Origin of the sequence: Bradyrhizobium sp. SZCCHNR1051, from assembly GCF_032489615.1 — a bacterium.
Classification (GTDB): Bacteria; Pseudomonadota; Alphaproteobacteria; order Rhizobiales; family Xanthobacteraceae; genus Bradyrhizobium.
In genome coordinates this window covers 281,062-302,374 of the sequence record NZ_JAUEYJ010000007.1, presented here as the reverse complement: position 1 = coordinate 302,374, position 21,313 = coordinate 281,062, and the positions used below count along the sequence as shown (strand labels likewise).

Annotated in this window: 19 protein-coding genes and 1 pseudogene; 15 read left to right on the top strand and 5 right to left on the bottom strand. The window is 61.5% G+C overall.

Translation table 11 applies throughout. The annotated features are described in order from the left end of the window. Positions 1 to 17 precede the first annotated feature (17 nt). The gene (locus QW868_RS11220; protein WP_316230570.1) at positions 18 to 956 is read left to right on the top strand and encodes a hypothetical protein; all 939 of its coding nucleotides are present in this window, start codon (positions 18 to 20) and stop codon (positions 954 to 956) included. A 31-nt stretch (positions 957 to 987) separates the two neighbouring features. Here QW868_RS11220 and QW868_RS33535 read toward each other — a convergent pair whose 3' ends face one another. After that, the gene (locus tag QW868_RS33535) at positions 988 to 1,407 is read right to left on the bottom strand and encodes a hypothetical protein (protein WP_410051290.1); all 420 of its coding nucleotides are present in this window, start codon (positions 1,405 to 1,407) and stop codon (positions 988 to 990) included. Positions 1,408 to 1,858: 451 nt separating this feature from the next. Here QW868_RS33535 and QW868_RS11210 point away from each other — a divergent pair, with 451 nt between their 5' ends. From QW868_RS11210 to QW868_RS11175, 8 genes and pseudogenes are all read left to right on the top strand, one after another. Next, positions 1,859 to 2,122, top strand: a complete 264-nt coding sequence (locus QW868_RS11210) for a hypothetical protein (protein WP_315796627.1) — start codon at positions 1,859 to 1,861, stop codon at positions 2,120 to 2,122. 328 nt (positions 2,123 to 2,450) lie between these two features. Then, positions 2,451 to 2,876, top strand: coding sequence for a hypothetical protein (locus QW868_RS11205; RefSeq protein WP_315739090.1), 426 nt, complete (start codon positions 2,451 to 2,453; stop codon positions 2,874 to 2,876). Positions 2,877 to 2,907: 31 nt separating this feature from the next. After that, positions 2,908 to 3,456 (top strand): hypothetical protein, encoded by a 549-nt coding sequence (locus tag QW868_RS11200; protein WP_316230569.1) that lies wholly within the window; start codon positions 2,908 to 2,910, stop codon positions 3,454 to 3,456. Between the two features lie 760 nt (positions 3,457 to 4,216). After that, entirely contained in the window at positions 4,217 to 4,558 is a 342-nt protein-coding gene (locus QW868_RS11195; protein WP_316230568.1) for a hypothetical protein, read from the top strand. Between the two features lie 142 nt (positions 4,559 to 4,700). Then, positions 4,701 to 5,630, top strand: coding sequence for a hypothetical protein (locus QW868_RS11190; protein WP_316230567.1), 930 nt, complete (start codon positions 4,701 to 4,703; stop codon positions 5,628 to 5,630). A gap of 89 nt (positions 5,631 to 5,719) precedes the next feature. Then, positions 5,720 to 6,253 (top strand): annotated as a pseudogene (locus QW868_RS11185) (phage terminase large subunit); the annotation flags it as partial. 403 nt (positions 6,254 to 6,656) lie between these two features. After that, a complete protein-coding gene (locus QW868_RS11180; protein WP_315756135.1) occupies positions 6,657 to 7,118 on the top strand; it encodes a GNAT family N-acetyltransferase in 462 nt (153 codons plus the stop codon). A 193-nt stretch (positions 7,119 to 7,311) separates the two neighbouring features. Then, on the top strand, positions 7,312 to 8,574 hold the full coding sequence (locus QW868_RS11175) for a CoA transferase (RefSeq protein WP_316230566.1): 1,263 nt from the start codon (positions 7,312 to 7,314) through the stop codon (positions 8,572 to 8,574). A gap of 58 nt (positions 8,575 to 8,632) precedes the next feature. Here QW868_RS11175 and QW868_RS11170 read toward each other — a convergent pair whose 3' ends face one another. Beyond that, positions 8,633 to 9,361 (bottom strand): CBS domain-containing protein, encoded by a 729-nt coding sequence (locus QW868_RS11170; RefSeq protein ID WP_315777046.1) that lies wholly within the window; start codon positions 9,359 to 9,361, stop codon positions 8,633 to 8,635. A 161-nt stretch (positions 9,362 to 9,522) separates the two neighbouring features. Between QW868_RS11170 and QW868_RS11165 the strand changes: the two genes are divergently transcribed. Beyond that, complete coding sequence (locus tag QW868_RS11165) at positions 9,523 to 9,885, top strand: hypothetical protein (RefSeq protein ID WP_315739043.1); 363 nt, start codon at positions 9,523 to 9,525, stop codon at positions 9,883 to 9,885. A gap of 209 nt (positions 9,886 to 10,094) precedes the next feature. Then, on the top strand, positions 10,095 to 11,768 hold the full coding sequence (locus tag QW868_RS11160) for a PHA/PHB synthase family protein (protein WP_410051291.1): 1,674 nt from the start codon (positions 10,095 to 10,097) through the stop codon (positions 11,766 to 11,768). 38 nt (positions 11,769 to 11,806) lie between these two features. On the opposite strand, the gene QW868_RS11155 is transcribed toward QW868_RS11160, so the two are convergent. Next, entirely contained in the window at positions 11,807 to 13,351 is a 1,545-nt protein-coding gene (locus QW868_RS11155) for an AAA family ATPase (RefSeq protein ID WP_316230578.1), read from the bottom strand. A gap of 22 nt (positions 13,352 to 13,373) precedes the next feature. Next, the gene (locus QW868_RS11150) at positions 13,374 to 14,363 is read right to left on the bottom strand and encodes a zinc-dependent alcohol dehydrogenase family protein (RefSeq protein ID WP_316230565.1); all 990 of its coding nucleotides are present in this window, start codon (positions 14,361 to 14,363) and stop codon (positions 13,374 to 13,376) included. Between the two features lie 250 nt (positions 14,364 to 14,613). On the opposite strand from QW868_RS11150, the gene QW868_RS11145 reads away from it, so the two are divergent. Continuing rightward, the gene (locus tag QW868_RS11145) at positions 14,614 to 17,307 is read left to right on the top strand and encodes a bifunctional acetate--CoA ligase family protein/GNAT family N-acetyltransferase (RefSeq protein ID WP_316230564.1); all 2,694 of its coding nucleotides are present in this window, start codon (positions 14,614 to 14,616) and stop codon (positions 17,305 to 17,307) included. A gap of 43 nt (positions 17,308 to 17,350) precedes the next feature. Here QW868_RS11145 and QW868_RS11140 read toward each other — a convergent pair whose 3' ends face one another. Further along, complete coding sequence (locus QW868_RS11140; RefSeq protein WP_315777050.1) at positions 17,351 to 17,854, bottom strand: phage holin family protein; 504 nt, start codon at positions 17,852 to 17,854, stop codon at positions 17,351 to 17,353. A gap of 431 nt (positions 17,855 to 18,285) precedes the next feature. Here QW868_RS11140 and QW868_RS11135 point away from each other — a divergent pair, with 431 nt between their 5' ends. From QW868_RS11135 to QW868_RS11125, 3 genes are read left to right on the top strand one after another with little or no spacing between them, the layout of a single operon-like run. Then, complete coding sequence (locus QW868_RS11135; RefSeq protein WP_316230563.1) at positions 18,286 to 19,422, top strand: MlaE family lipid ABC transporter permease subunit; 1,137 nt, start codon at positions 18,286 to 18,288, stop codon at positions 19,420 to 19,422. A 2-nt stretch (positions 19,423 to 19,424) separates the two neighbouring features. Beyond that, positions 19,425 to 20,204, top strand: a complete 780-nt coding sequence (locus tag QW868_RS11130) for an ABC transporter ATP-binding protein (RefSeq protein ID WP_315739035.1) — start codon at positions 19,425 to 19,427, stop codon at positions 20,202 to 20,204. A gap of 3 nt (positions 20,205 to 20,207) precedes the next feature. Continuing rightward, positions 20,208 to 21,308 (top strand): ABC-type transport auxiliary lipoprotein family protein, encoded by a 1,101-nt coding sequence (locus QW868_RS11125; RefSeq protein WP_315782846.1) that lies wholly within the window; start codon positions 20,208 to 20,210, stop codon positions 21,306 to 21,308. The last annotated feature ends 5 nt before the right edge of the window (positions 21,309 to 21,313 follow it).

Below are 21,313 nucleotides of genomic sequence, written 5' to 3'. Positions count from 1 at the left end.
GCGCTGGGGGAGGTCTCATGGCAGACGTGGAATCGTTGCCGCGCGGGCGTTGCGTGCCGCGGCGCTCATTTGCTCTGGCCGCGTGTGCGGCGCTGGTCGTCTGCAGCAGCGCGTTTGCCAAGGACGATGATGCGGACGAGCCCGCATCGGGTCTCGCCAATGTCTACATCGACTTCCGGACGAACTATGCCTACGTGCCAGGGGGCACGTTGTCGACCGGCCTGGGCGACACGTCCCTGTTCGGAACCCTGTCGCAGCTCGCGACCTTGCGCAAGCTGCTTGACCGGCCGGCTTTGCCCGGACGGCCGCAACTTTCGGCTCCGACCAACCAGGGCCTTGGCGTCGACGTTCCGCTCACCGTCGATCTCGGCGACGCCTTGTCGCTTTGGGCCGGGTTCACCGGAAGCACCTCCTACAACGGCCTGTCCGGCTGGGCCGACGTGGCCATCACCAGCTGGTTCCTCGGCTTCCAGGCCGACGTCTATCAGCAGAACGGCGGCACGCTTCCGACGCTGACCTTGCAGTCGACGCTGACACGGTCGGTGCCGGAATCGCCATTGGCGACCACCTCGTTCAACACCGTCATCGAAGCCAAATACGCGCTCGATCCGGATGAGACGCGCGGCTGGCTCGCGGGCGTTCAATACACCCATGTCGAGGTCGATTCCGCGCTCGCGCATGTCGGGAGCACGACCGCCGGCTATATCGGCGGCTTCTACCAGTGGGAGAACAACTGGAAGGTCTCCGCGCGCGTCGGCATCCAGTCGTTCGGTGGCGCGCAGCTGCTCGCCATCACGCCGATCGCGTCCTACACGCAGCCGCTGGTCAGGCTCGATCTCGATCGCATGGATGACGATGACAACCGGCTGTTCGGCATCACCGCGCAAATCGCCTGGGCGCCGAAGCCGGTCTATCAGCTGACGGTGAGAACGCCACTCTACGCGATCAAGAACTGACGGGGTGATCGAAGCTGCGCGCCGGCTCGTCTCAGCGCATGCTCACGAACTTGGCCCAGAGGCCGGCGAGCAACGCGCCGGTCATCATGTAGTGCGGCTTGTCGCAGAACAGGCTGCCATATTGACAGACATCGGCGCCGACCGATCCCAGCTGGTGCTGACTCGCCGCGTAGAACAGGGCGGACAAGCCGGCCAGTACGACCGCAACGACATACATCGGAAGACCTCCTCCACCGGCCGCGCCCGACGGGCTGAAGTAGCGTTGCCGATCGGCGCAACTATCTGCGCTTGACACGTCGGGCAAATCAGGCGCATTTTGACATCGTCGAAGAAACCATAAAGCCCGCGCCGCGAACTCGGCAGCGGGCTTTTTATTGGCTCGGCCCGGATTTGGAGCGGCGGTTATCGAAATCGCAAAGCCTGACCGCCGCATTTCGATCAAATTTGACATGTCGGGCAAATCACCGGCATAGTGTCATTATCGAATTTTCCGAACAAGATGATGCCGCGTTGTCCGCGGGCATTTTGACTTGAGCAGCGCAGCCCGGCATCGGCTGTCGACCACGATCGTCGGCTATTCATCGCGCGTCGCGCAGCGCGCAGACAACTTCGAACATCCGGATACTCGCCGGCCCGCGCGAACGGGCCGGTGCGTGGGCGTGGCGACCGTCGCTTCGCCCGCAGCGGTCCCTTGCTTGAGCCGAGGGATAGGGTTCGCGCCTGAAACGATCGCGCTTTCGGCTGCGATCTGCCGCGCTTTTCCTTCGCCCAGGAGAGAGGAAGATGACCGCCTACCTCATTGCGCTCGCCCTGATCGGCCTGGTGATGGTCGCAGCCGCCGATGCGATCTCGTGACGATCACCACCCTCGCATTCATCACCCATGATATCAGGGACGTGACCATGTCGAAGACGATCACCGAAATTCGCTCGATGGCCCGCAGCCACACCAAGACGGCGATCAACACGCTGGTTGGCGTGATGCGCTCACCGAAGGCGACACATGCCGCGCGCGTATCCGCCGCCAACGCCATCCTCGACCGCGGTTGGGGGAAGGCGCCTCAGGCGCTGCAGAACAGCGAGGACGGCGCCCTCGAGCTGATCCACCGCATCGAACGTGTCATCGTGCATCCGGATGAGCACGATGGGGAGCAGGTGGATGAGTGATCCCGGTGGTGGGTGAGGCGTGAGCGCCTCGCAGGATCGGGAGATCGGCTTTCAATTGGCGTGGCAGCTTGGTGTTCTCTCCCCGGCTCCTGGGACGGTGGCGAAATCAGATCGAGACATGCCGGCCGGAGACAATGAGCCGAGACGGACTCAGCGCCCAAACAGCCGCAAAAAATCAGAGCCGGCGGACTTGACGTCGACGCTCGTTTGTTCGATCTTTGTTCTCGGTCCCTGAACGTCGTTCCGTGGGCAATCGCAATCTGGATATCTTCGGGTCATCAACATGATTGCATCAGCACGGTCACGGCCGGCGCGAGTCGTGAGTGTCTTGAAGCGGCTGCTTGCTCTCTGGCTGTTGCTCTTCGGATTATCGTGCCGCGCGGCTGTCGCAAGCGATGTCCTCATCAGCTATGCGGTTGAAGCCAAGGGAGAGACGGATAGCGGCAATCTCAACGATTGCGACGAGGTCGGCGTATGCCGCTTCCACGCTGCCGGTCTAGACGTTGAAGTCGTCCTCTATACAGAAGCAGGCGTTGCCATGCTGGAGATGATTGTCAAAGGACCGCCTGGCTGCTGTTATACCTTCGAGGCCAAAGAGCAATTTCGAGCGACCATTAAACCCGGCCTGACGCGGTTGGAGATCTACCAGCGCATGTGGTCACCGCACGATGATTTCGTCAGGACCCCGTTCTCCTGGAATCGACGGATTGGAACCATCTATCTCGCGTTCTCACAAAAGCGCTCCGCGAAGTAATCGGGCGCGTCATGATTAGGAAGGATTGGACATGGCCAGCGGACGAGATTTCGTAGAGCGGGCGCCACTGCCTCCGCCGGGGGCTCCGAAAATCGAGGAGGGTGACCGATCTCGTGTGTTCGGAGCAATTGGAAAACAGATCGACGACATCGTGAACGGACCCGGGTCCTATTATCCTGAGGGGCACAAGAAGAGCCCAGATGCGCTGCTGGAAGACCTGACCAATTTTTATGGTTCTGTTGAACGTCTGAGCAAACAGCTGGATGACCCCTCCAACATCATGGGTGACGTGCTGGACCAGATCAAGAAGTTCAATGACGCGTTTGCCCCGTCAGCAAGGTGGAGTACGCCGAGCTCCCAGAAAGACAAGGCCATCGAGCTGCCATTTAAGCTCGTTCCGGAGACGAGAGATCGTAACGTTATCGATGTACCGGATGACGGACCATATACGCCGCCCATGCCATGGAGAGCGCCGAGAAAGGATCGCAACGTGTTGTTGGGAGGACCGCAGCGCGTTGCCGGTGGCGTAGATCCGCGGGTCTCTCGGCGTCTCGCAACGCGGCTGATCTATCCCTCCTGACCGTCCGTCGCATCCAGCCAAACGCAATTGCAGGCCGGGCTGCAAGTGCGCAGGCATCCGCATTCGGTCGTGTCTCCAAATAAGACGCTGAGCGAGGGGCATCATGAGGTTGAACAGGGGTGGGTTGATAGTCTGCGCAATCTATCTGATCTGGTTTGCGATATTGACTTGGCTCTCATGGGAAGCGAAGGATCCAAAGGGAGCTTATTTCCTAGGTCAATTGTCAATCCTGCCGGCGCAGGTTTTTTGTGGACCTCCGGGGTCGGTCAGGTCTTGGAAGCTCACGTTGCCTCGGAGTCCCAAATCAACGGACCTCTGTTGACTGTGCCCCTGAGTTTCGCCGTGGTGTATTTGTTTGGCTGGGGAATGAGCGCATTTGGGAAAGTCTGGTCGCAGGCCACGCGCGACGCTGAGCGGGCCGACCGGGAGTAGGTCCGTCGCTTCTGTGTGTGCCTGATTGGATAATCGTGCGCTTACGCTGCTGAAGCGGCTCCAACCGAATGCAAGGCTCCGGCTGCATTTCGCGGCGTGTTGGGTCCGTCCTCCTTCGCCGCCGATCAAGTCGACGGAACACCTTTGGTCTGATCACTCACCTTGCCCCGCTGCTGGAGAAATCCGATGGCATCACGCTATTCTCAGCTGGCCGAGCCGTCGACTGGTACCCAAGATGGGTCAAGTCTCTGGGAACGCCTTAGATGGCCGGAGCATGGCCAAGGATTGCGCCTGCAGTAATAGTTCGAAAGCTCATCCGGAGGTAGACATGCGGCTGAATAGAGGTGGTCTTATCGCGTGCGCCGTCTACACGCTGTGCGCTGCCGGCCTTGTCGGCTCGGCATCCGTCACCGATGTTAAGACGAGCGTGATGCTGTCCTCTCTTGCGGTGTTTCCTGCCGGGATTTTCTGGTCCGTCTGGGCCGCGGTGTCCGGCTCGGAGCGTTTTCCTTTTTCCGTCGAGTCCTGGTTGAATAGTTTACTCGCCTATTACCTCGAGTCGCTCTTTCTCATCTACCTGATCGGTTGGGCTGCGAGTGCGCGGACAGCGGCAGGAGAGCGCCTCCGCAACAAGGAAGTCCGGTTGCCTGATCGTCCTGACGTCGATTGATCGGTTTCGCCTGGACGGCCGCAGCCATTGATCTGGCTCCAAGCGGAAAGCTGTAATTCATTCGCACCATCTGGGCACGGGCGACACTCGTTGCGCGGGGGTAAGCCCGCGCGAAGGAGAAGCTCATACAAGGTCAACGCATATGGCATCTCGATACTCGCTGACCGTTCAAATCAATCCTGGTTTTCCGGGACATGCTGCAGTCGTCGTCAACGAGCCTGGGCGACAGACGTTTGCCGGGTTCGGACCCAGCACCCATGGGGTTCCGTTGAGCCACGGGAAATTTGACGTTCATACGCTCCGTCCGGGCGAAACTCCTCCGCCTGATTTCTCCAGCGTCGTCGACGATGGTCAGTACCGCTCGTTTACCGTTCCCATCACGCCAGAACAGGCGGCAAGCGCGCTGAACGAAATCGGTCGGATCCGAAACGCGGGCGAAACTTACAACGGTCTCAAAAGTTACAGCCCGAACGTTTGCACAACGATCGTGAATCGGATTATGGGGGCTGCCGGTCTGGGCGGGAACAGTCTCCCACGCGTGCTGCCGTCGCAAAGCGGCGAGTACCTCGCGAATATCGAGAGAGAGCTGTCCGCCAACAGGAAAGCGAATGTGACCTTCGATGGTGGCGGTTTCGCCAATCGGATTCCCGACGCGCTTCGTGACATCCAGAGCGATTATGCATTTGTCGGTGGTGGCTACGATACACCGTCGGAGCGAACCGGCCGCCTCCCTAGGCAAGCGTCGAACCTGTACGAGACAGTGCCGCCACCCGACGATGCGGTGGGAATGGACCGCGGGTCCGGCCGATATCTGCGGAGTCGTCGAGCGGACTCGGCGACTGCAACGATGTTCGACAGCAGCACGAATCCCATACCGTACATCCCGCGAGTCCTGCTGGGACCACAGGCGACGCGGTCAGGACGTATCTCTGGATCGCCGGACGAATCCGGGCCGGCCGAGCTGGGCTCTTCATATCGGCAGCTGTGGCCGCAGCCCGACGAAGGGGACACCACGCCGAGTGATTTCAACGATTGGTACACGCGCTGGGTCAAGCCGCTCCGGGAGCCATAGCTGGCAACCGAGACGGGGCCGCGGACGCGAGGTGAACGGCCGGTAAGAGCAGGTGATCATTGTCCACCCTCAAGATCCCCACCGCGAAAGTGTTTGAGCCGCTGCTCGCGCCCGCCCGCTACAAGGGCGCGTTCGGCGGGCGCGGCTCGGGCAAGTCGCACTTTTTTGGCGAGCTTCTGGTCGAGACCTGCCAAGCCGAGCGCGGCACGCTCGCCGTCTGCATTCGCGAGGCGCAGCGTACCCTGGCGCAATCATCCAAGCGGCTGATCGAGGACAAGATCGCGGCGCTCGGCCTCGGCCAGGGCTTCCGGTCGTTCAGCGACCGCATCGCGGCTCCCGGCGACGGGCTCATCATCTTTCGGGGCATGCAGGATCACACCGCAGAGTCGATCAAGTCACTGGAGGGATTTCGCATCGCCTGGATCGACGAGGCACAGACCTTGAGTGCGCGTTCGCTGTCGCTGCTGCGGCCCACCATCCGTGCGCCTCGCTCGGAGCTGTGGGCGAGTTGGAATCCGCGCCGCAAGTCGGATGCCGTGGACGATTTTCTGCGCAGTCGCAAGCCGGAAGGCGCCGCCGTGGTCAAGGCGAGCTGGCGCGACAATCCGTGGTTTCCGGCGGTGCTGGAGGAAGAGCGGCAGCTCGACCTCGCGCTCTATCCGGACCGCTACGAGCATATCTGGGAGGGGGACTACGTGCGCGCGTTCGAAGGTGCTTATTTTGCCGATCTGCTGGCGCAGGCGAAACGCGAGGGACGGATCGGCAAGGTGCCCGCGGACCCGCTGTTGCCGTCGCGGGCGTTCGTCGACATCGGCGGGGCCGGCGCCACGGCGGACGCCTTCACGATCTGGATCGTGCAATGGGTCGGCAACGAGATGAGAGCCGATTTCCAGCACCTGCGGCGCTGGCGCAAGAGCGTGGAGCAGGCCCAGAGCTATACGTTCAAGGCCGTCATCACGGTCATCGCGACCGGTCTGATCGGTGCGATCTGGCTCGGCATCAAAGTCGTGCTCGGAAGGTGATGCCGTGCCAGCCTGGATCTCGCGGCGAGGCCGCCGCTTCCGCATCAGAGAGGTCGACGCTTGCGAGCCTGACGTCCTCGACACCTTGAAGGAGCTCCATGCGCGCACATTCCTCGATTGCGCACCTCTGCCCGATTTCGAGAGCGGACAATGGTGGATATCGACCGAGCTCGGACGGCCCGTCGCCTTTGCCGGAATGATGCCGTCATCCCTCGGCAAGGGCATCGCCTATCTTTCGAGGGTTGGCGTTCTCCAAGAGCGGTGTGGTTACGGCCTGCAGCGACGGCTGATGCGTGTGATCGAGCAGCGCGCGCGTCGCTCGGGCCTGGATTGCATCGTTTCGGATACGACTTGCAACATCGTATCCGCGAACAATTTCATTCGGTGTGGATATGTGTTGTTCCAACCGGTCCGGCCCTGGGCCTGGGTGAACTCGCTCTATTGGCGCAAGATGATCGGGCGGTGAGCTGTCGATCGATGCCTCATGCAGATTGCATTGCGCTGCAGCAGAATTGGGCCGGCTCGACAGCTCCGACCCGGGCTTTTTTTGCGGCTGCCGTTGAGCTAACCATGCATTGTCGGAGTTTGGAGACAATGCCACGCCGGGCAGTCAATGGAAGATCGCTTCAGACGATCAAAGCAGCGGGAAGGACTCTGGGATGCCGGCCGAGGTCACCCTGCCAGAGCGTGCGCCACGGCCGCCTGACGCGCCAACCGCGCTGGCTGGTCTGCTGGTGATCGATTTCACGCGGGTCGTCGCAGGGCCGGCGTGCACACAGACGCTGGCCGATTTCGGCGCCGAGGTGATCAAGATCGAGCAGCCGCTCACGGGAGACGATACCCGCGCATACGAGCACGCCGAGCTCGGCGGAGAGAGCGCAGCGTTCCTCAGTCTCAATCGGAACAAGCGCGGCATGGTGTTGGATCTCACGATACCGCAGGCCAGAGACGTCGCGCGGGCGCTGATCGCCAAGGCCGACATCGTCGTGGAGAATTTCTCGTCGTCCGTCATGGAGAGGTTCGGGCTGGACTATCAGACACTGTCCAGCACCAATCCCGGGCTGATCTATTGCTCGATCTCGGCCTACGGACGCTCCGGTCCATTCGCGTGGCGATCAGGGTTCGATCCAATCACCCAGGCGGAAAGCGGGTTCATGTCCCTCAACGGTTTCGCCGATGGTCCGCCGGTGCGGACCGGTCCTCCGATCGTTGATCTGGCCACCGGCATGTCCGCCTGCAATGCCATCCTATTGGCACTCGCCGCCCGGCAGCGGCTCGGTCGCGGGCAGCACGTCGAGGTGGCGCTGTTTGACATCGCCTTGGCGATGATCGGCTTCTCCGGAATGGCGTATTTGATGAACGGCGTGAACCCCACGCGGACGGGCAATTCGCCGAACGACTCTCCGACGGTCGGCGTCTTTGAAGCGTCAGATGGTCCGCTCTACATCGCATGTGCCAACGATCGGATCTACCGCCGGCTGGCGACGGAGGTGCTTGGTCGTCCGGATCTCCTGAGCGATCCCCGCTTCGCCACGCGAAGGGCGAGATGGGTCAACCGTGCGCAGCTGCGCGGCCTCATCGCCGACATCCTCGCCACGGAACGGATGGATGTCTGGACCTCTCGGATGAACCAGGCTGGAGTTCCGGTTGGACACGTTCGTACGGTCGAGCAGGCGTTCAACGCGGCCGAGGTCCGGATGCGCGACCGCACCTGTCGTATTCCGCACCCGACGGCAGGCTCGATACCCAACATCGAGCCGGCAATCGCCATGAAGCTCACGCCGACCGTCGAGCCGACGGCGGCGCCGCGGCTCGGTGAGCACACGGCCGCGATCCTGCGCCACAGGCTTGGGCACACTGAGCAGGAGATCGAAGCCCTGCGTTGGGCGGGGGCGTTCGGACGCAACAATCCGGGAACCTAAGGCATCGTCACTGGTGCCGGACACGAGGCAGGAAGAGCGGCTGCGTCCTCAGCAGCCATCAGCCGGCTTTGGCCATCTCGTCGTCTTCCGGTGAGTTCAGGTACATGCCCGACATGGTGTCAACCCAGCACAGATGATCATGCACCTTCTTGACACCAGAGATGTTCTCGGTGGCAACGATTGCCGCCTGCCGCGAGCGCTCTTCGGTAATGACGCCGCTCAGATGAACGATGCCGTCCTTGACGATGACGGACAATCCGAACGGGCACCAGTCGTTCTTCTCGAGAGCGTCGATCACACGGTTGCGGATGTGATCGTCATCCGCCGTCGGATCCGGGACCTGCCGCCCGAGCGCGGCGACCGCTTGCAGCAGGTTCGCCCGTGACACGATGCCGATGACCCGGTCTCCCTTGACCACGGGCAACCGCTTCACGTGGTTCTTTTCCATCAGTTCCACGATCTCCGCCAGTGCGGCGTCTTCGGTGATCGTCAGGGGAGACTTGGTCATTACCTCTGACACTTTGCGACCATGCTCGTGGACGAAGTCGGCGGCCGACTTCCCGGGCCCGAGAATGAAGCGCAGCCAACGGCCGCGCTTACGCCCTGTGCCGATCTCGGATCGGCGGATGAAATCGCCTTCCGAGACGACGCCCACGAGCTTTCCACCGGAATCGACCACGGGAAGGCCGCTGACGTGCCGTTGAAGCATGATATTTGCCGCATCCACGATGGAAGTGTCAGGGGTGACGGTGATGACGGGACGGGTCATGATCTGGTGGGCGCGCATGGCGAACTCCAATGTCAAAGGCTAAGAAAACGTAATCCGCCGCCACGGTCTTGAATTGACGCAGGTCAAAGGAGGTGCGGCCGCGTCATTGACGCAGCTCAAGGTCCTGGCATTGAAATGCAGCTATAAGGCATCTTGATCTAGCGAGAGGAGAAGTGCCCATGTCCGAGTTCTCCGGGACCAAGGTCCTGGCCGACGAAACGGCCGAACTGTCCGAACGTGTCGCTCTCTCCAACAAGCACGCACTCGAGCTGCTCGTTGGTTCCCAGCAGATCGTCATGGAGGAGGTTCTGTTTGCCAGCAACGAAGTGCTGGATCGCGCGCGTACGGAGACGCATCTGCTGGCCGAGTTCGTGTCGAAGCTGGCTGGCGTGCATTCCGTGAAGGGAATCCAGGCGATGGTCCAGGAATGTGGACGGCATCAGATTGATTTCGTCAGGCGGGATTGCGATCGACTCTTCAAGCACGGGCAGCGCCTGATTGATGCTAGCGTGAATCTCATGGGGCAACGGTGGCGAAACTGAAGAGTGCGGGGGCGTCGCGTCCCGATCGACTGGAATGCGAGGGAACGACCGTTAACGACCGGAGCAGTGCCGTTGTCTCTGCAGAGACCTCTTTGAAGCCGGAGGGTGCGCTCGCCGCACCCGACGCAAAGTTGCTCTCCCGAGAAGCCGACGCGACCTCCGGGGAGCTTCGACGCGAGGATCACGAGCTGGACAGGGCCTTCAGCGCGATGCTGGCTCGGCTCACCGGTGGAATTTCCCCGGCCGCTCTATCAATGGCGTATCTGGATTGGGCTTGTCATCTGGCCGCTGCACCTCAGCGTCAGATCGAAATCGTCCGAGATGCTTGGCACGGCGCTAAGCAGGTCGCTGAACGGTCATTGCAGTTTGCAGACCCGAATCGCAGTCCTTGGGACCTGATCAAACCGCAGGCCAACGATCATCGCTTTTCCAAGCCGCAATGGGCGACGCACCCGTTCAACTTGTTCGCCCAGGCGTTTTTGCTCGGGGAAGATTGGTGGCACAAGGCGACGACCGGCATTCGTGGTGTCGACCCCGCTAACGAAGCCGTCGTCGACTTTTCAATTCGTCAACTGCTCGACATCTTCGCGCCATCGAACTTTGCAGCGACCAACCCGGAAGTGTTGGAGAAGACGTTTCAAAGCGGTGGCGAGAACCTGATCTTCGGCTGGCAGAACTGGCTCGCCGATCTCATGCAGGTGATGCAGCCGGGGAAGATGCCGATCAATGGCGAATTCGTCGTCGGCAAGACCGTCGCGGCCGCGCCGGGCAAGGTTGTGCTTCGCAATCAGTTGATTGAGCTGATTCAATACGCGCCGACGACCGAGATGGTGCGACCAGAGCCGGTCCTGATCGTGCCAGCTTGGATCATGAAATATTACATCCTGGATCTGTCGCCGCACAATTCGCTGGTCCGATACCTGACCGACCAGGGCTTTACGGTTTTCATGATCTCCTGGCGAAACCCCGGAGCGGAAGACCGGGATCTTGCGTTCGACGACTACCGCTCGCTGGGCGTCATGGCTGCCCTGGACATGATCGGAAGGATCATTCCGAATACGCTGCTCCATGCCGCAGGCTATTGTCTCGGGGGAACGCTTCTTTCGATCACGGCGGCGGCCATGGCACGCGATGGCGACCAGCGCCTGAAGACAATCACGCTGTTTGCGGCCCAGACCGATTTCACGGAAGCGGGAGAGCTGACGCTCTTCATCAATGAAAGCCAGGTCGCCTTTCTCGAAGACATGATGTGGGAGCGTGGATATCTCGACACCACCCAGATGGCGGGCGCATTTCAATTGCTGCGCTCCAACGATCTGATCTGGTCTCGTGTCTCGCGCGACTATCTTCTCGGCGAGCGCGCAAACCCGAGCGACTTGATGGCATGGAACGCAGATGCGACGCGGCTACCGTATCGGATGCACTCCGAATATCTGCGCAAGCTGTTCCTGAACAACGATCTCGCCGAGGGGCGGTATCGGGTCGAAGGGAAGCCTGTTTCGCTCTCGGATATCCACACGCCGATGTTCGTCGTTGGGACGCTGCGTGATCACGTTGCGCCTTGGAAGTCGACGTACAAGATCCATTACGAGGTTGATGCTGACGTCACTTTCGTGCTCGCCAGCGGCGGCCATAATGCCGGCATCGTGGCGCCGCCGGGCGAGCAGGGGCACTCCCATCAGTTGCGAACCAAGGCTGCCGACGCTCCATATCTCGGACCCGACGAGTGGCAGGGCACATCGCCAAAGCTGGAGGGATCGTGGTGGCCGGCCTGGACAGAGTGGCTCGGACAGCAATCGGGAGCGCCGGGCGCACCGCCGCAACTCGGGACAGATCGTTCGAATGATCTCGGAGACGCGCCGGGCGACTACGTGCACACGTGATCGCCGCGCGTTGCGGCCAGGGGGCCATCCCACCGGACTCAGGCGCTGATCCGGAGCAATGAAAGGCTTCGCTCCAATGTCGTCTCAGCCGTGCCTGACGCATCGACCTGGAGCCAATCCAGAGCGCCGATGTCGTAGCGTTCCTGATCCTCGGTAACTCCGATCGTTGCATCGGACGCATCGGCGACTCGATGGTGAATTCGCTCCTGCCGGCTGCGCAAATCTGCGACGAGGAAGAGGCCGGCAAAGGGCGCCTTCAGCCGCTTCGCGAGATCATGGATCTCCTGTCGTTCATCCGGACGTGCAAACACGGCGTCGACGATCACCGTGAAGCCTTGTGAGAGCACGCGGCCGGCCAGCGTCGTCAACTCTCGATAGACCCGAGCACTCGATTCCGGCGTATAGGCTGCAGCCGGGAGGCGTTCGGTTTCCTTCACGCCAGACAGTTGCTTGCGTAGCACGTCGCTGCGCAACACGATTGCTCCCGGTGGAGGCACCAAGAGAGGAGCGAGAGCCTGGGCGAGCGCAGATTTTCCCGTTCCCGACAGGCCTCCGACCGCGATCATCCTCGGCTCTGCCGGCCGGATCAGGCTGCGTGCAAGTTGAAAGTAGCTCTCTGCGGTCTCGATCGTTGCGGAGCGATCAGCGTCCGAGTGTTCAGCATCACCGCGGTCGCGCCTTGCGACAAAGACTTGCGCACGGATGGCGGCCCGGATCGTCGTGAACAGAGGCAGAGCAGCCAATCCTCCGGTCTGGTCAGGCGCTGCGGTCGAGAGGTAGCGGTTCAAGAGACGGTTGGCGGCGACCGGCTGCTCGAAGTGCAAGAGGTCCATCAGTGGAAAGGCGAGATCGTAGAGGACGTCGATCGTGGCGATCCGGTCGTCGAACTCGATGGCGTCGAACAGCACCGGCTTGTCGTCAATGAGGACGATGTTGGCCAGATGGAGGTCGCCATGGCAGCGTTTCACGTGCCCCTCATTTGCACGTTGCTCGAGCAGGGGTCGGAGACGTGCGAAGGCCGAGTGGCAAAGGACGCGGAGTTCTTCGACCTCCGTTTCGCCAAATAGCGAGACTGTCCGAAAGCTGGCGACGAATGCGTCGATCCAAATCGGAATGGACTCGGTCCACCCATTGGAGGAGCTCCGAACGGCGACTGCATGCGACGCTGCGATCGTCTCTGCCAGACGCTCGCCCAATCCGGCGTCCAGCTGCTGGCGGCGAGAAAGATGATCAAGCGTCTGGCTGTCATCGAAGCGACGCATCTCGACGGCATATTCGACCGGAGTGCCCGATCCATCGACATCGAATGATCCGTCAGGCGCCTTGGTGATGGCGACGACACGCAGATAGATGTCCGGAGCAAACGGGTGATTGATCTCGATTTCCTTTGCGCACGCGGCCTTGCGCTGATCGAGCGTCGAATAGTCCAAAAATGGCAGCCGAACGGCGCGCTTAATCTTCAGGGCGCGGTCACCGATCAGAAACACGGAAGCCGCGTGCGTGTCGATCCGGCGGACACCTAGATGTCGAGTGGTATTGCCCAAGAAGGAGAAGACCAGTTCCTGATCGGATGGTGATGCCATGGGCGGTGTTGCCACGTTCATTTCAAAAGTCCGGGATAAGCACCGCCGCGCCGACGACGTCACCCCGCCTCAGGCGGGCCAGAACGTCATTTGCGTCGGACAGCGGATAGGGCGTCGTATGGGTCCGTATTTGAGCCTGCTGCGCGACCCGCAGGAAATCGAGACCGTCTTGTCGCGTCAGGTTGGCGACAGACACCACCTGGCGTTCTCCCCAGAGGAGGGAATACGGGAACGTCGGAATGTCGCTCATATGAATACCTGCGCAGACCACCCGGCCACCCTTCCGAACAGCCCGCAGAGCGGCCGGAACAAGCTCGCCAGCCGGCGCGTAGATGATGGCCGCGTCCAGAGCAACATCGGGACGCTGGCCCGCCGCTCCGGCCCATGTGGCGCCAAGTTGGCGCGCGAAATCCTGCGCAGCTTGGTCGTGCTCGCGGGTGAACGCATAGATCTGGCGCCCCTGCCAGCGGGCCACCTGGGCAACGATGTGACCGGCCGCGCCGAATCCGTAGATGCCAAGCCTCTCGGCTTTCCCTGCCATGACCAGAGACCGCCAGCCGATCAGGCCGGCGCACAGCAACGGAGCGATGGCAATGTCATCCTCCAAACCGTCGAGCGGGAATGCGAAATTTGCGTCCACGACGGCGTGGGTTGCATAGCCGCCGTTGCGTGTGTAGCCGGTAAACGTGGGCTGGTCGCAGAGATTTTCCATACCTCGTGCGCAGAACATGCAATGGCCGCACGTATGCCCCAGCCATGGAATTCCGACGCGCGCGCCGAGCTTGTGCGTCGTCACACCAGGACCAATCTGGTCGACATGACCGACGATCTCGTGTCCGGGGACGATCGGATACCGAATGTCGGGAAGCTCACCGTCGTACACATGCAGGTCAGTGCGACACACGCCGCATGCCCTGACCTTGACGCGGATCTCACCGGGACCAGGATCGGGGTCCGCGAGCGTCTCGGGCTGCAGAGGCGCTCCAGGCTTTCGCAGAACCATCGCTCGCATCGGAGAGCCTCCCGGACGAAGTTGCAGGGTAATAAGATAATCAGCCCGGCAATCGTTTGATGCTCATCAAGGACTTGGTACGAATACTGCGGCCTACCGAGCAGAGCCGGCAGGTGCAGTCAGGGAACGGAGCGGTATCGCCTCCGTGACTATGCTGGGATGATAAGTCGCGCTAGACCCGCTGCGGATTGAAACTAAGATCAATCCTCGGGATTCACCCGCCTTTCACCAACTGATGTTGGACGTGCAAATGTCGACCTACCGATTGCGGAACCTGCTTTTGCCACGCTCCATCGCTCTGATCGGAGGGAGTCCGCGACCGAACTCGGTAGGGAAGGCCATTCTCGACAATATCGTCAAGGCGCGGTTCGAGGGCAAGCTTGGCCTGGTCAATTCTCGCTATCGGGAGATATCCAATATCGCAGCCGTTGGCAGTCTCGCCGAACTGGCGTTCGTGCCGGAACTGGTGGTGATCACGACGCCACCCCCTTCGATCCCGGATCTCATCGATCGCGCAGGCGCGTTGGGGACGGCAGGAGCTCTGATCATTACCTCGGGTCTGGGACACGGAGAGGGGTCGCTTGCCGACCAGACCGAGAAGGCAGCGCAGAAATACGGCATGCGCCTCATTGGACCGAACTGTCTCGGCATCATGATGCCGACCATCAAGCTCAATGCGAGCTTTTCGGCGCACATGCCGGTTGTAGGTAGCCTGGCGCTCATTTCACAGTCCGGCGCTATCGCGGCGGGGATGGTAGATTGGGCTGCTCAGCGCCGTGTTGGGTTTTCCGGAATCGTCTCGATCGGCGACCAGTTGGACGTCGATCTCTCAGATCTTCTGGACCATTTCGCGTTGGACGGTGGGACCCGCGCGATCCTGCTCTACGTCGAAGCTGTCAAGGACGCTCGAAAGTTCATGTCCGCGGCGCGAGCGGCGGCAAGGGTCAAGCCGGTTGTGGTCGTGAAATCGGGCCGCGGTGCCGTCGGTGCGCGAGCTGCGGCGACACATACGGGCGCGCTGGCGGGAGCGGATGCCGTCTACGATGCGGCTTTTCGCCGGGCCGGCGTTCTGCGGGTCTCCGATCTGCGCGAGCTGTTCGACTGCGCCGAAACGCTGGGGCGGGTGGAGTCGCCCATGGGCAAGAGGCTCGCCATTCTCACGAATGGCGGCGGGATCGGCGTGCTCGCCGTGGATCGACTGGTCGAGCTCGGAGGCGTGCCTGCCGCACTTTCGCCGGTCGTCCACGACAAACTCGATGCCATCCTGCCGCCGACCTGGTCCGGATCCAACCCGGTCGACATCGTCGGCGATGCCGATGCCGCACGCTACACGCTCGCGCTCGAGGCGCTGCTCGCCGATCGAGCCAACGATGCAATTCTCGTCATGAACGTTCAGACCGCGATTGCATCCGCGAGCGCCATTGCCACGGCTGTCACCGAGTTCGTCAGTACCTATCGAAAGCAGCACCAGCGCTGGGCAAAGCCGGTTCTGGCGGCATGGGTCGGTGCGGAGCAGCCGGTCATCGAAACCTTGAGCGGGGCAGGAATTCCGAACTACCCAACCGAGGACGATGCCGTTCGTGGTTTCATGCATCTCGTTCGTCATCGGGAGGTGGTCGAATCGCTTGCCGCTGTCCCGCCGGCCATGCCGAGCTCTTTTGCGCCCGACGTCGAGGCAGCCCGCAAAATTGTAGCGACGGCCCTCGCTGACGGGAGGACTTGGCTCGATCCGGTCGAGATCAGTCGCCTGCTGGAGGCCTACGATATTGCGATGGTGCCGACGTTCGCGGCGGCTTCGGTCGACGAGGCGGTCGGGTATGCGGAGCAGTTGTTCGCTCAGGGCACAACTGTCGTGCTCAAGATTTTGTCGAGAGACATCATTCACAAGTCCGACGTCGGCGGTGTCGTGCTCAATCTGACCACGGCCGAGGCCGTGCGTAACGCGGCGAACGAGATCATGGCCCGCGCGAGGGCCGTTCGGCCCGACGCACGGATTTCCGGCGTGATCGTGCAAGCCATGATCGTCCGCGCCAAGGCGCGGGAGCTGATCATGGGCATTGCCGACGATCCAACCTTCGGAACCGTGATCGTGTTCGGCAGGGGCGGTACCGCCGTCGAGATCATCAACGACAAAGCGCTCGGTCTGCCTCCGCTCGATCTCCATCTGGCGCGCAACCTCATCGAGCGGACGCGCGTCTCACGATTGCTGCACGCCTATCGTGATGTCCCGGCGGTCAAGCCCGATGCAGTCGCACTGGTGCTGGTCAAGCTTGCGCAGCTTGCAGCAGACGTTCCCGAGATTCGCGAGCTCGATATCAATCCGCTGCTCGCGGATGAGAGTGGCGTCATGGCCGTCGATGCGCGCGTCGCCGTCGGCAGGGTTCCGCCGAAATTCAAAGGCTCTGGTCCATCGAATTTCGCCGTTCGGCCGTATCCGAGCCAATGGGAACGGCATCTCCAAGTCAAGGACGGCTGGCGAATCCTTGCGCGACCGATCCGACCCGAGGATGAGCCAACCATTCATGAGTTCCTCAAGCATGTCACCGCGGAAGACCTGCGTCTTCGATTCTTTGCCCCCATGAAGGAGTTCACGCACGAGTTCATCGCGCGCCTGACACAGCTCGACTATGCGCGCGCGATGGCTTTTGTGGCTCTCGATGAAGCGACCAACGAGCTGGTCGGCGTCGTGAGGATTCACTCCGACTCGGTTTACGAGAGCGGGGAGTACGCGATCCTGTTGCGGTCGGATCTCAAGGGACGCGGACTCGGCTGGGCGTTGATGCAGCTGATCATCGAATACGCCAAGGCCGAAGGCCTGAAGATGATTTCCGGCGACGTGCTGCAGGAGAATGTCGTCATGCTGGAGATGTGCAGGAACCTCGGTTTCGAGGTCAAAACCGATCCGACCGAACGCGACCTCTGCAACGTCAAGCTCAGGCTTTGAGCTCAGGCTTCGATTGCCTCTCACCTGCTTCAGAAGGATGGGTTCAAGTCGCACGGCGGTCGTTGGGCGGCGGGCTCGCCGCCTCGCCTTCGGAGCCGCCATGCGAGCGGAGAGTTCTGATGATCATCGTCGCAATGGGAACGATGAGCAGCGGAATGAGGCTGTTGAGCGGATGATTGACCACGCTCGAGATCTGGGCCTGCAGAGCTCGTGCTTCCAATTGCAGCGAGTCCATGGACGAGGAGTGAATCTCGTTGGCTAGTTCGAGTTCCCTGCCGGACGGTGCACGGGATGCGATGATCAGCAGGATCACCGCAATCGCGACATTGCAGGCTCCGAGTGCTGCGGCTGCCACGACCGCGGAGGTGATCTGGACCAATGCAAGATAGGCCGCCAGCTCGAACATCAGGAGGCCAAAGACGGCAATCAGCGCCGCAAAGGCCCGGAGGCCGAGCCCGACGAGCAGGTGCCGGAGCCTGATGTCGGCAATGACCCGGTCCGTCCGCCAGAGAAGGCGCAAATGTTTAACGACATTCTCGGTATCCACTTAAGTTCTCCGCAGTAGGAGGCCAACGGCAAGACCGAGGGCGAAGGCCGAAGCTGTCGCCACGATCGGACGGTCCCTGATCATCCGCTCCACCTGAACGTCTGTCTCACTTAGACGCATGTCCAGCGCCTCGATCGCTGCAGCGAGCATTCCGGCGGCTGGTTGCGCGTCCGGGTTGCCACGCGGCGCCCCCGCGCCCCGCAGCAGCTGGCTTAGCTCACGCGTCAGGCTGTCCAACTCGGTCCTGAGCGTCGTCGGGTCGATAGCCATGTTTTGTCCTCGCGTCAAAATCACTGTAGAACGCAGTCCGGCGCGATGCTTGATTTCGCTCAACCCGTTGCGCTGACGGCATTGACGCAGATCAAGCGAGGCAGATCGGCCGGATCTAGGAACGGGTGTGCCTCGGCACGCCGACTGAGGGAGACATCCAATTGCGTGCTCATCCGGGACTGACGGCCGCGACGACGGAGGATGTGCTTGAGCTTCGTCCGAGCGGATCATGGGTGTCCCTCAACGTGGCGGAGCTCGAGAGTTTGACCAGCTCTGCCGGCACCAGGGTCAACAGTGCGAAAGCCGTGAAGCTTGATCTGGGTGCCGTGAGCGAGATCGATACCGTCGGTGCCTGGTTGCTCGAGAAGCTCAGCCGCCGTGCCGCCGCTGGCGGTCGTCGGGTCGAGATGACCGGGGTGGCAGAAAACTACATCGGCCTGGTCGAGGAGGTCCGGCAGGTCAATCGACGAGCGGTCGAGCCGGCACCGAGACTGAATCCTGTCCTCGCCAAACTCACGGACCTCGGTCGTTCGAGTCTGGGGGCAGCCCAGGACGTCAAAGTGTTCCTGGACATGTTGGCCGCGCTATCCTTTGCTCTGCTGCGAACGCTACGCCGGCCGCAATCTTTGCGCGTGACCTCCCTCGTCTATCAGATGTACCGCATCGGATGGCAGGCTATTCCAATCGTGGCGTTGATCACTTTCCTGATCGGCGCCATCATCGCCCAGCAGGGGATCTTCCATTTTCGACGTTTTGGTGCCGAATCCTACGTGGTCGATATGGTGGGAATTCTGGTCCTGCGCGAGCTTGGCGTTCTGATCGTCGCGATCATGGTGGCAGGGCGATCGGGAAGCGCCTACACGGCAGAACTTGGATCGATGAAGATGCGCGAGGAGATCGATGCGCTGGTGACGATGGGGCTGGATCCCGTCGAGGTGCTGATCCTGCCCCGCATCGTTGCGTTGATCTTGACCTTGCCAATTCTCGCCTTCATCGGCTCGATGGCTGGCCTGTATGGGGGAGGGCTGGTGGCCCAGCTCTATGGCGGCATGGGACCGGCAATCTTCATCGCCCGGCTACACGATGCCATCTCGGTCACCCATTTCGAAGTGGGAATATTGAAGGCCCCGTTCATGGCCTTGGTGATCGGCATTGTTGCCTGCAGTGAAGGACTTCGTGTGAAAGGTAGTGCCGAATCGCTGGGGCAACAAACCACGACATCCGTGGTGAAGTCCATTTTCCTGGTCATCGTGCTCGACGGTCTGTTCGCCGTGTTTTTTGCGTCCATTGGAATGTAGCAATGGATGATCTTGGAGTGTCCAGCGCGATCCGCGTGACCGATCTCGTCGTCGGGTTCGGCCGGCAGCTCGTTCTGAACGATCTTTCGCTCGACGTTCGTCGCGGTGAGATTCTCGGCTTGGTTGGCGCGTCAGGCGGCGGGAAATCCGTCCTGATGCGGACGATCATCGGCCTCATTCCTCGGCGCAGCGGGACCATCGAGGTCATGGGGACACCCCTTGGTGGCGCCGAAGAGCGGACGACACAGGCTGCGGCGAGGCGTTGGGGAATTCTGTTCCAGCAGGGAGCTCTGTTCTCGTCTCTGACGGTCAAACAGAACGTTCAATTTCCGCTGCGCGAGAGCCTGCAGATGTCGCAGGGCTTGATGGATGAGATCGCGATAGCCAAGCTCGAAATGGTCGGCCTTCGCGCAGAGGACGGTGATAAATTCCCAGCCGAACTATCCGGCGGCATGACGAAGCGCGCCGCGCTGGCGCGGGCGCTCGCTCTCGATCCGGCGATCGTATTTCTTGACGAGCCGACCTCCGGCCTCGATCCGATTTCCGCCGGCGATTTCGACGCCCTGATCAAGACGCTCCAACTGACGTTGGGATTGACGGTGTTCATGGTGACGCACGATCTCGCCAGTCTGAACACGGTCTGCGACCGGGTCGCTGCTTTGGCCGACGGCAAGATCGTGGCAATTGGCCCTATGAGCGATCTCCTTCGATCAGAACACCCTTGGGTCAGAGCCTATTTTCACGGCAAGCGATCCCAGATGCTGCAACCAAAAGCGAGTTGAAAGATGGAAACCCGTGCGCCTTTCGCTGTCATCGGCGGCTTCGTGCTGGCGGCCATCGTCGCGATCTTTGGCTTCGTTTACTGGCTCAACAACACTGGAGGACTCGGGCCTCGCACGACCTATCACGTGCAGTTCGAGGGCTCAGTGCCCGGCCTGCTGGTCGGGGCTGCCGTTCTGTTCAACGGAATTCGGGTCGGCGAGGTGACTGAGCTGGGCCTGGCGCCGAACGATCCGCGTCGGGTCAACGCAACGATTTCCGTGGCGTCGACGACTCCCGTGCGCGCCGACACCAAGGTGGGTCTGGAATTCCAGGGGCTGACAGGAGTGCCGGTGATCGCGCTGGAGGGCGGCTCGTCGGCAGGAGCGGCGAGTGCCATATCGACACTGATTGCAGAACCGGGCGCCGGACAAAGCATGACGCAGGCCGCCCGGGACGCCCTGCGGCGCGTCGACGCAGTGCTTGCGGAGAATGCCGGGCCGCTCAAAGACACGATCGCCAACCTCAAGACATTCTCGGACGGCCTTGCGCGGAATACCGGCAAGCTCGATGGAATCGTCTCGGGTCTGGAAAAAATGACGGGAGGCGGCGCTCCAGCACAGAAGGTCACCTATGATCTGAGCGCGCCGCGAGAACTGGGGCCGGTCAACAAGACCATCAAGGGGCAGCTCGCGATTCCTGAGCCCACGGCCGTGGCGATGCTGCAGACTCAACGCATGCTGTTCACGCCGACAAAGGACTACCCGGGGTTCGGTGATTTCCTCTGGGCTGACAGCATCCCCAAGTTATTGCAGTCACGTCTGATCGATGCCTTCGAGAATTACGATGTGGCCCACGCTCCGCTGCGGACATCCGATCTCGGCCAGCCGGATTTTCAGCTGCTGATCGATGTCCGCCGTTTCCGTATCAATGGGGACACCGCCGCGGCGGAGATTGGTCTGTCGGCTCGCCTCGTCGACAAGAACGGCAAGGTCATCGCGTCACGGCTGTTTGACGAAAACCAGCCCGTTGCGCGGCTTGATCCTGCTGGTGCCGTGTCCGCCTTCAACGAGGCCTTCGGCCGGGTTGCCAAATCGATTCTGACCTGGACGATACAGGCGCTCTGAATCGA

What these genes read in the sequence shown, in the direction of transcription:
- QW868_RS33535 (WP_410051290.1), bottom strand. Translation starts at nt 1,407, where the DNA reads ATGTCAAATTTGATCGAAATGCGGCGGTCAGGCTTTGCGATTTCGATA.
- QW868_RS11125 (WP_315782846.1), top strand. Translation starts at nt 20,208, where the DNA reads ATGGAAACCCGTGCGCCTTTCGCTGTCATCGGCGGCTTCGTGCTGGCG.
- QW868_RS11175 (WP_316230566.1), top strand. Translation starts at nt 7,312, where the DNA reads ATGCCGGCCGAGGTCACCCTGCCAGAGCGTGCGCCACGGCCGCCTGAC.
- QW868_RS11160 (WP_410051291.1), top strand. Translation starts at nt 10,095, where the DNA reads ATGCTGGCTCGGCTCACCGGTGGAATTTCCCCGGCCGCTCTATCAATG.
- QW868_RS11150 (WP_316230565.1), bottom strand. Translation starts at nt 14,363, where the DNA reads ATGCGAGCGATGGTTCTGCGAAAGCCTGGAGCGCCTCTGCAGCCCGAG.
- QW868_RS11220 (WP_316230570.1), top strand. Translation starts at nt 18, where the DNA reads ATGGCAGACGTGGAATCGTTGCCGCGCGGGCGTTGCGTGCCGCGGCGC.
- QW868_RS11195 (WP_316230568.1), top strand. Translation starts at nt 4,217, where the DNA reads ATGCGGCTGAATAGAGGTGGTCTTATCGCGTGCGCCGTCTACACGCTG.
- QW868_RS11165 (WP_315739043.1), top strand. Translation starts at nt 9,523, where the DNA reads ATGTCCGAGTTCTCCGGGACCAAGGTCCTGGCCGACGAAACGGCCGAA.
- QW868_RS11190 (WP_316230567.1), top strand. Translation starts at nt 4,701, where the DNA reads ATGGCATCTCGATACTCGCTGACCGTTCAAATCAATCCTGGTTTTCCG.
- QW868_RS11155 (WP_316230578.1), bottom strand. Translation starts at nt 13,351, where the DNA reads ATGGCATCACCATCCGATCAGGAACTGGTCTTCTCCTTCTTGGGCAAT.
- QW868_RS11200 (WP_316230569.1), top strand. Translation starts at nt 2,908, where the DNA reads ATGGCCAGCGGACGAGATTTCGTAGAGCGGGCGCCACTGCCTCCGCCG.
- QW868_RS11145 (WP_316230564.1), top strand. Translation starts at nt 14,614, where the DNA reads ATGTCGACCTACCGATTGCGGAACCTGCTTTTGCCACGCTCCATCGCT.
- QW868_RS11170 (WP_315777046.1), bottom strand. Translation starts at nt 9,361, where the DNA reads ATGCGCGCCCACCAGATCATGACCCGTCCCGTCATCACCGTCACCCCT.
- QW868_RS11210 (WP_315796627.1), top strand. Translation starts at nt 1,859, where the DNA reads ATGTCGAAGACGATCACCGAAATTCGCTCGATGGCCCGCAGCCACACC.
- QW868_RS11130 (WP_315739035.1), top strand. Translation starts at nt 19,425, where the DNA reads ATGGATGATCTTGGAGTGTCCAGCGCGATCCGCGTGACCGATCTCGTC.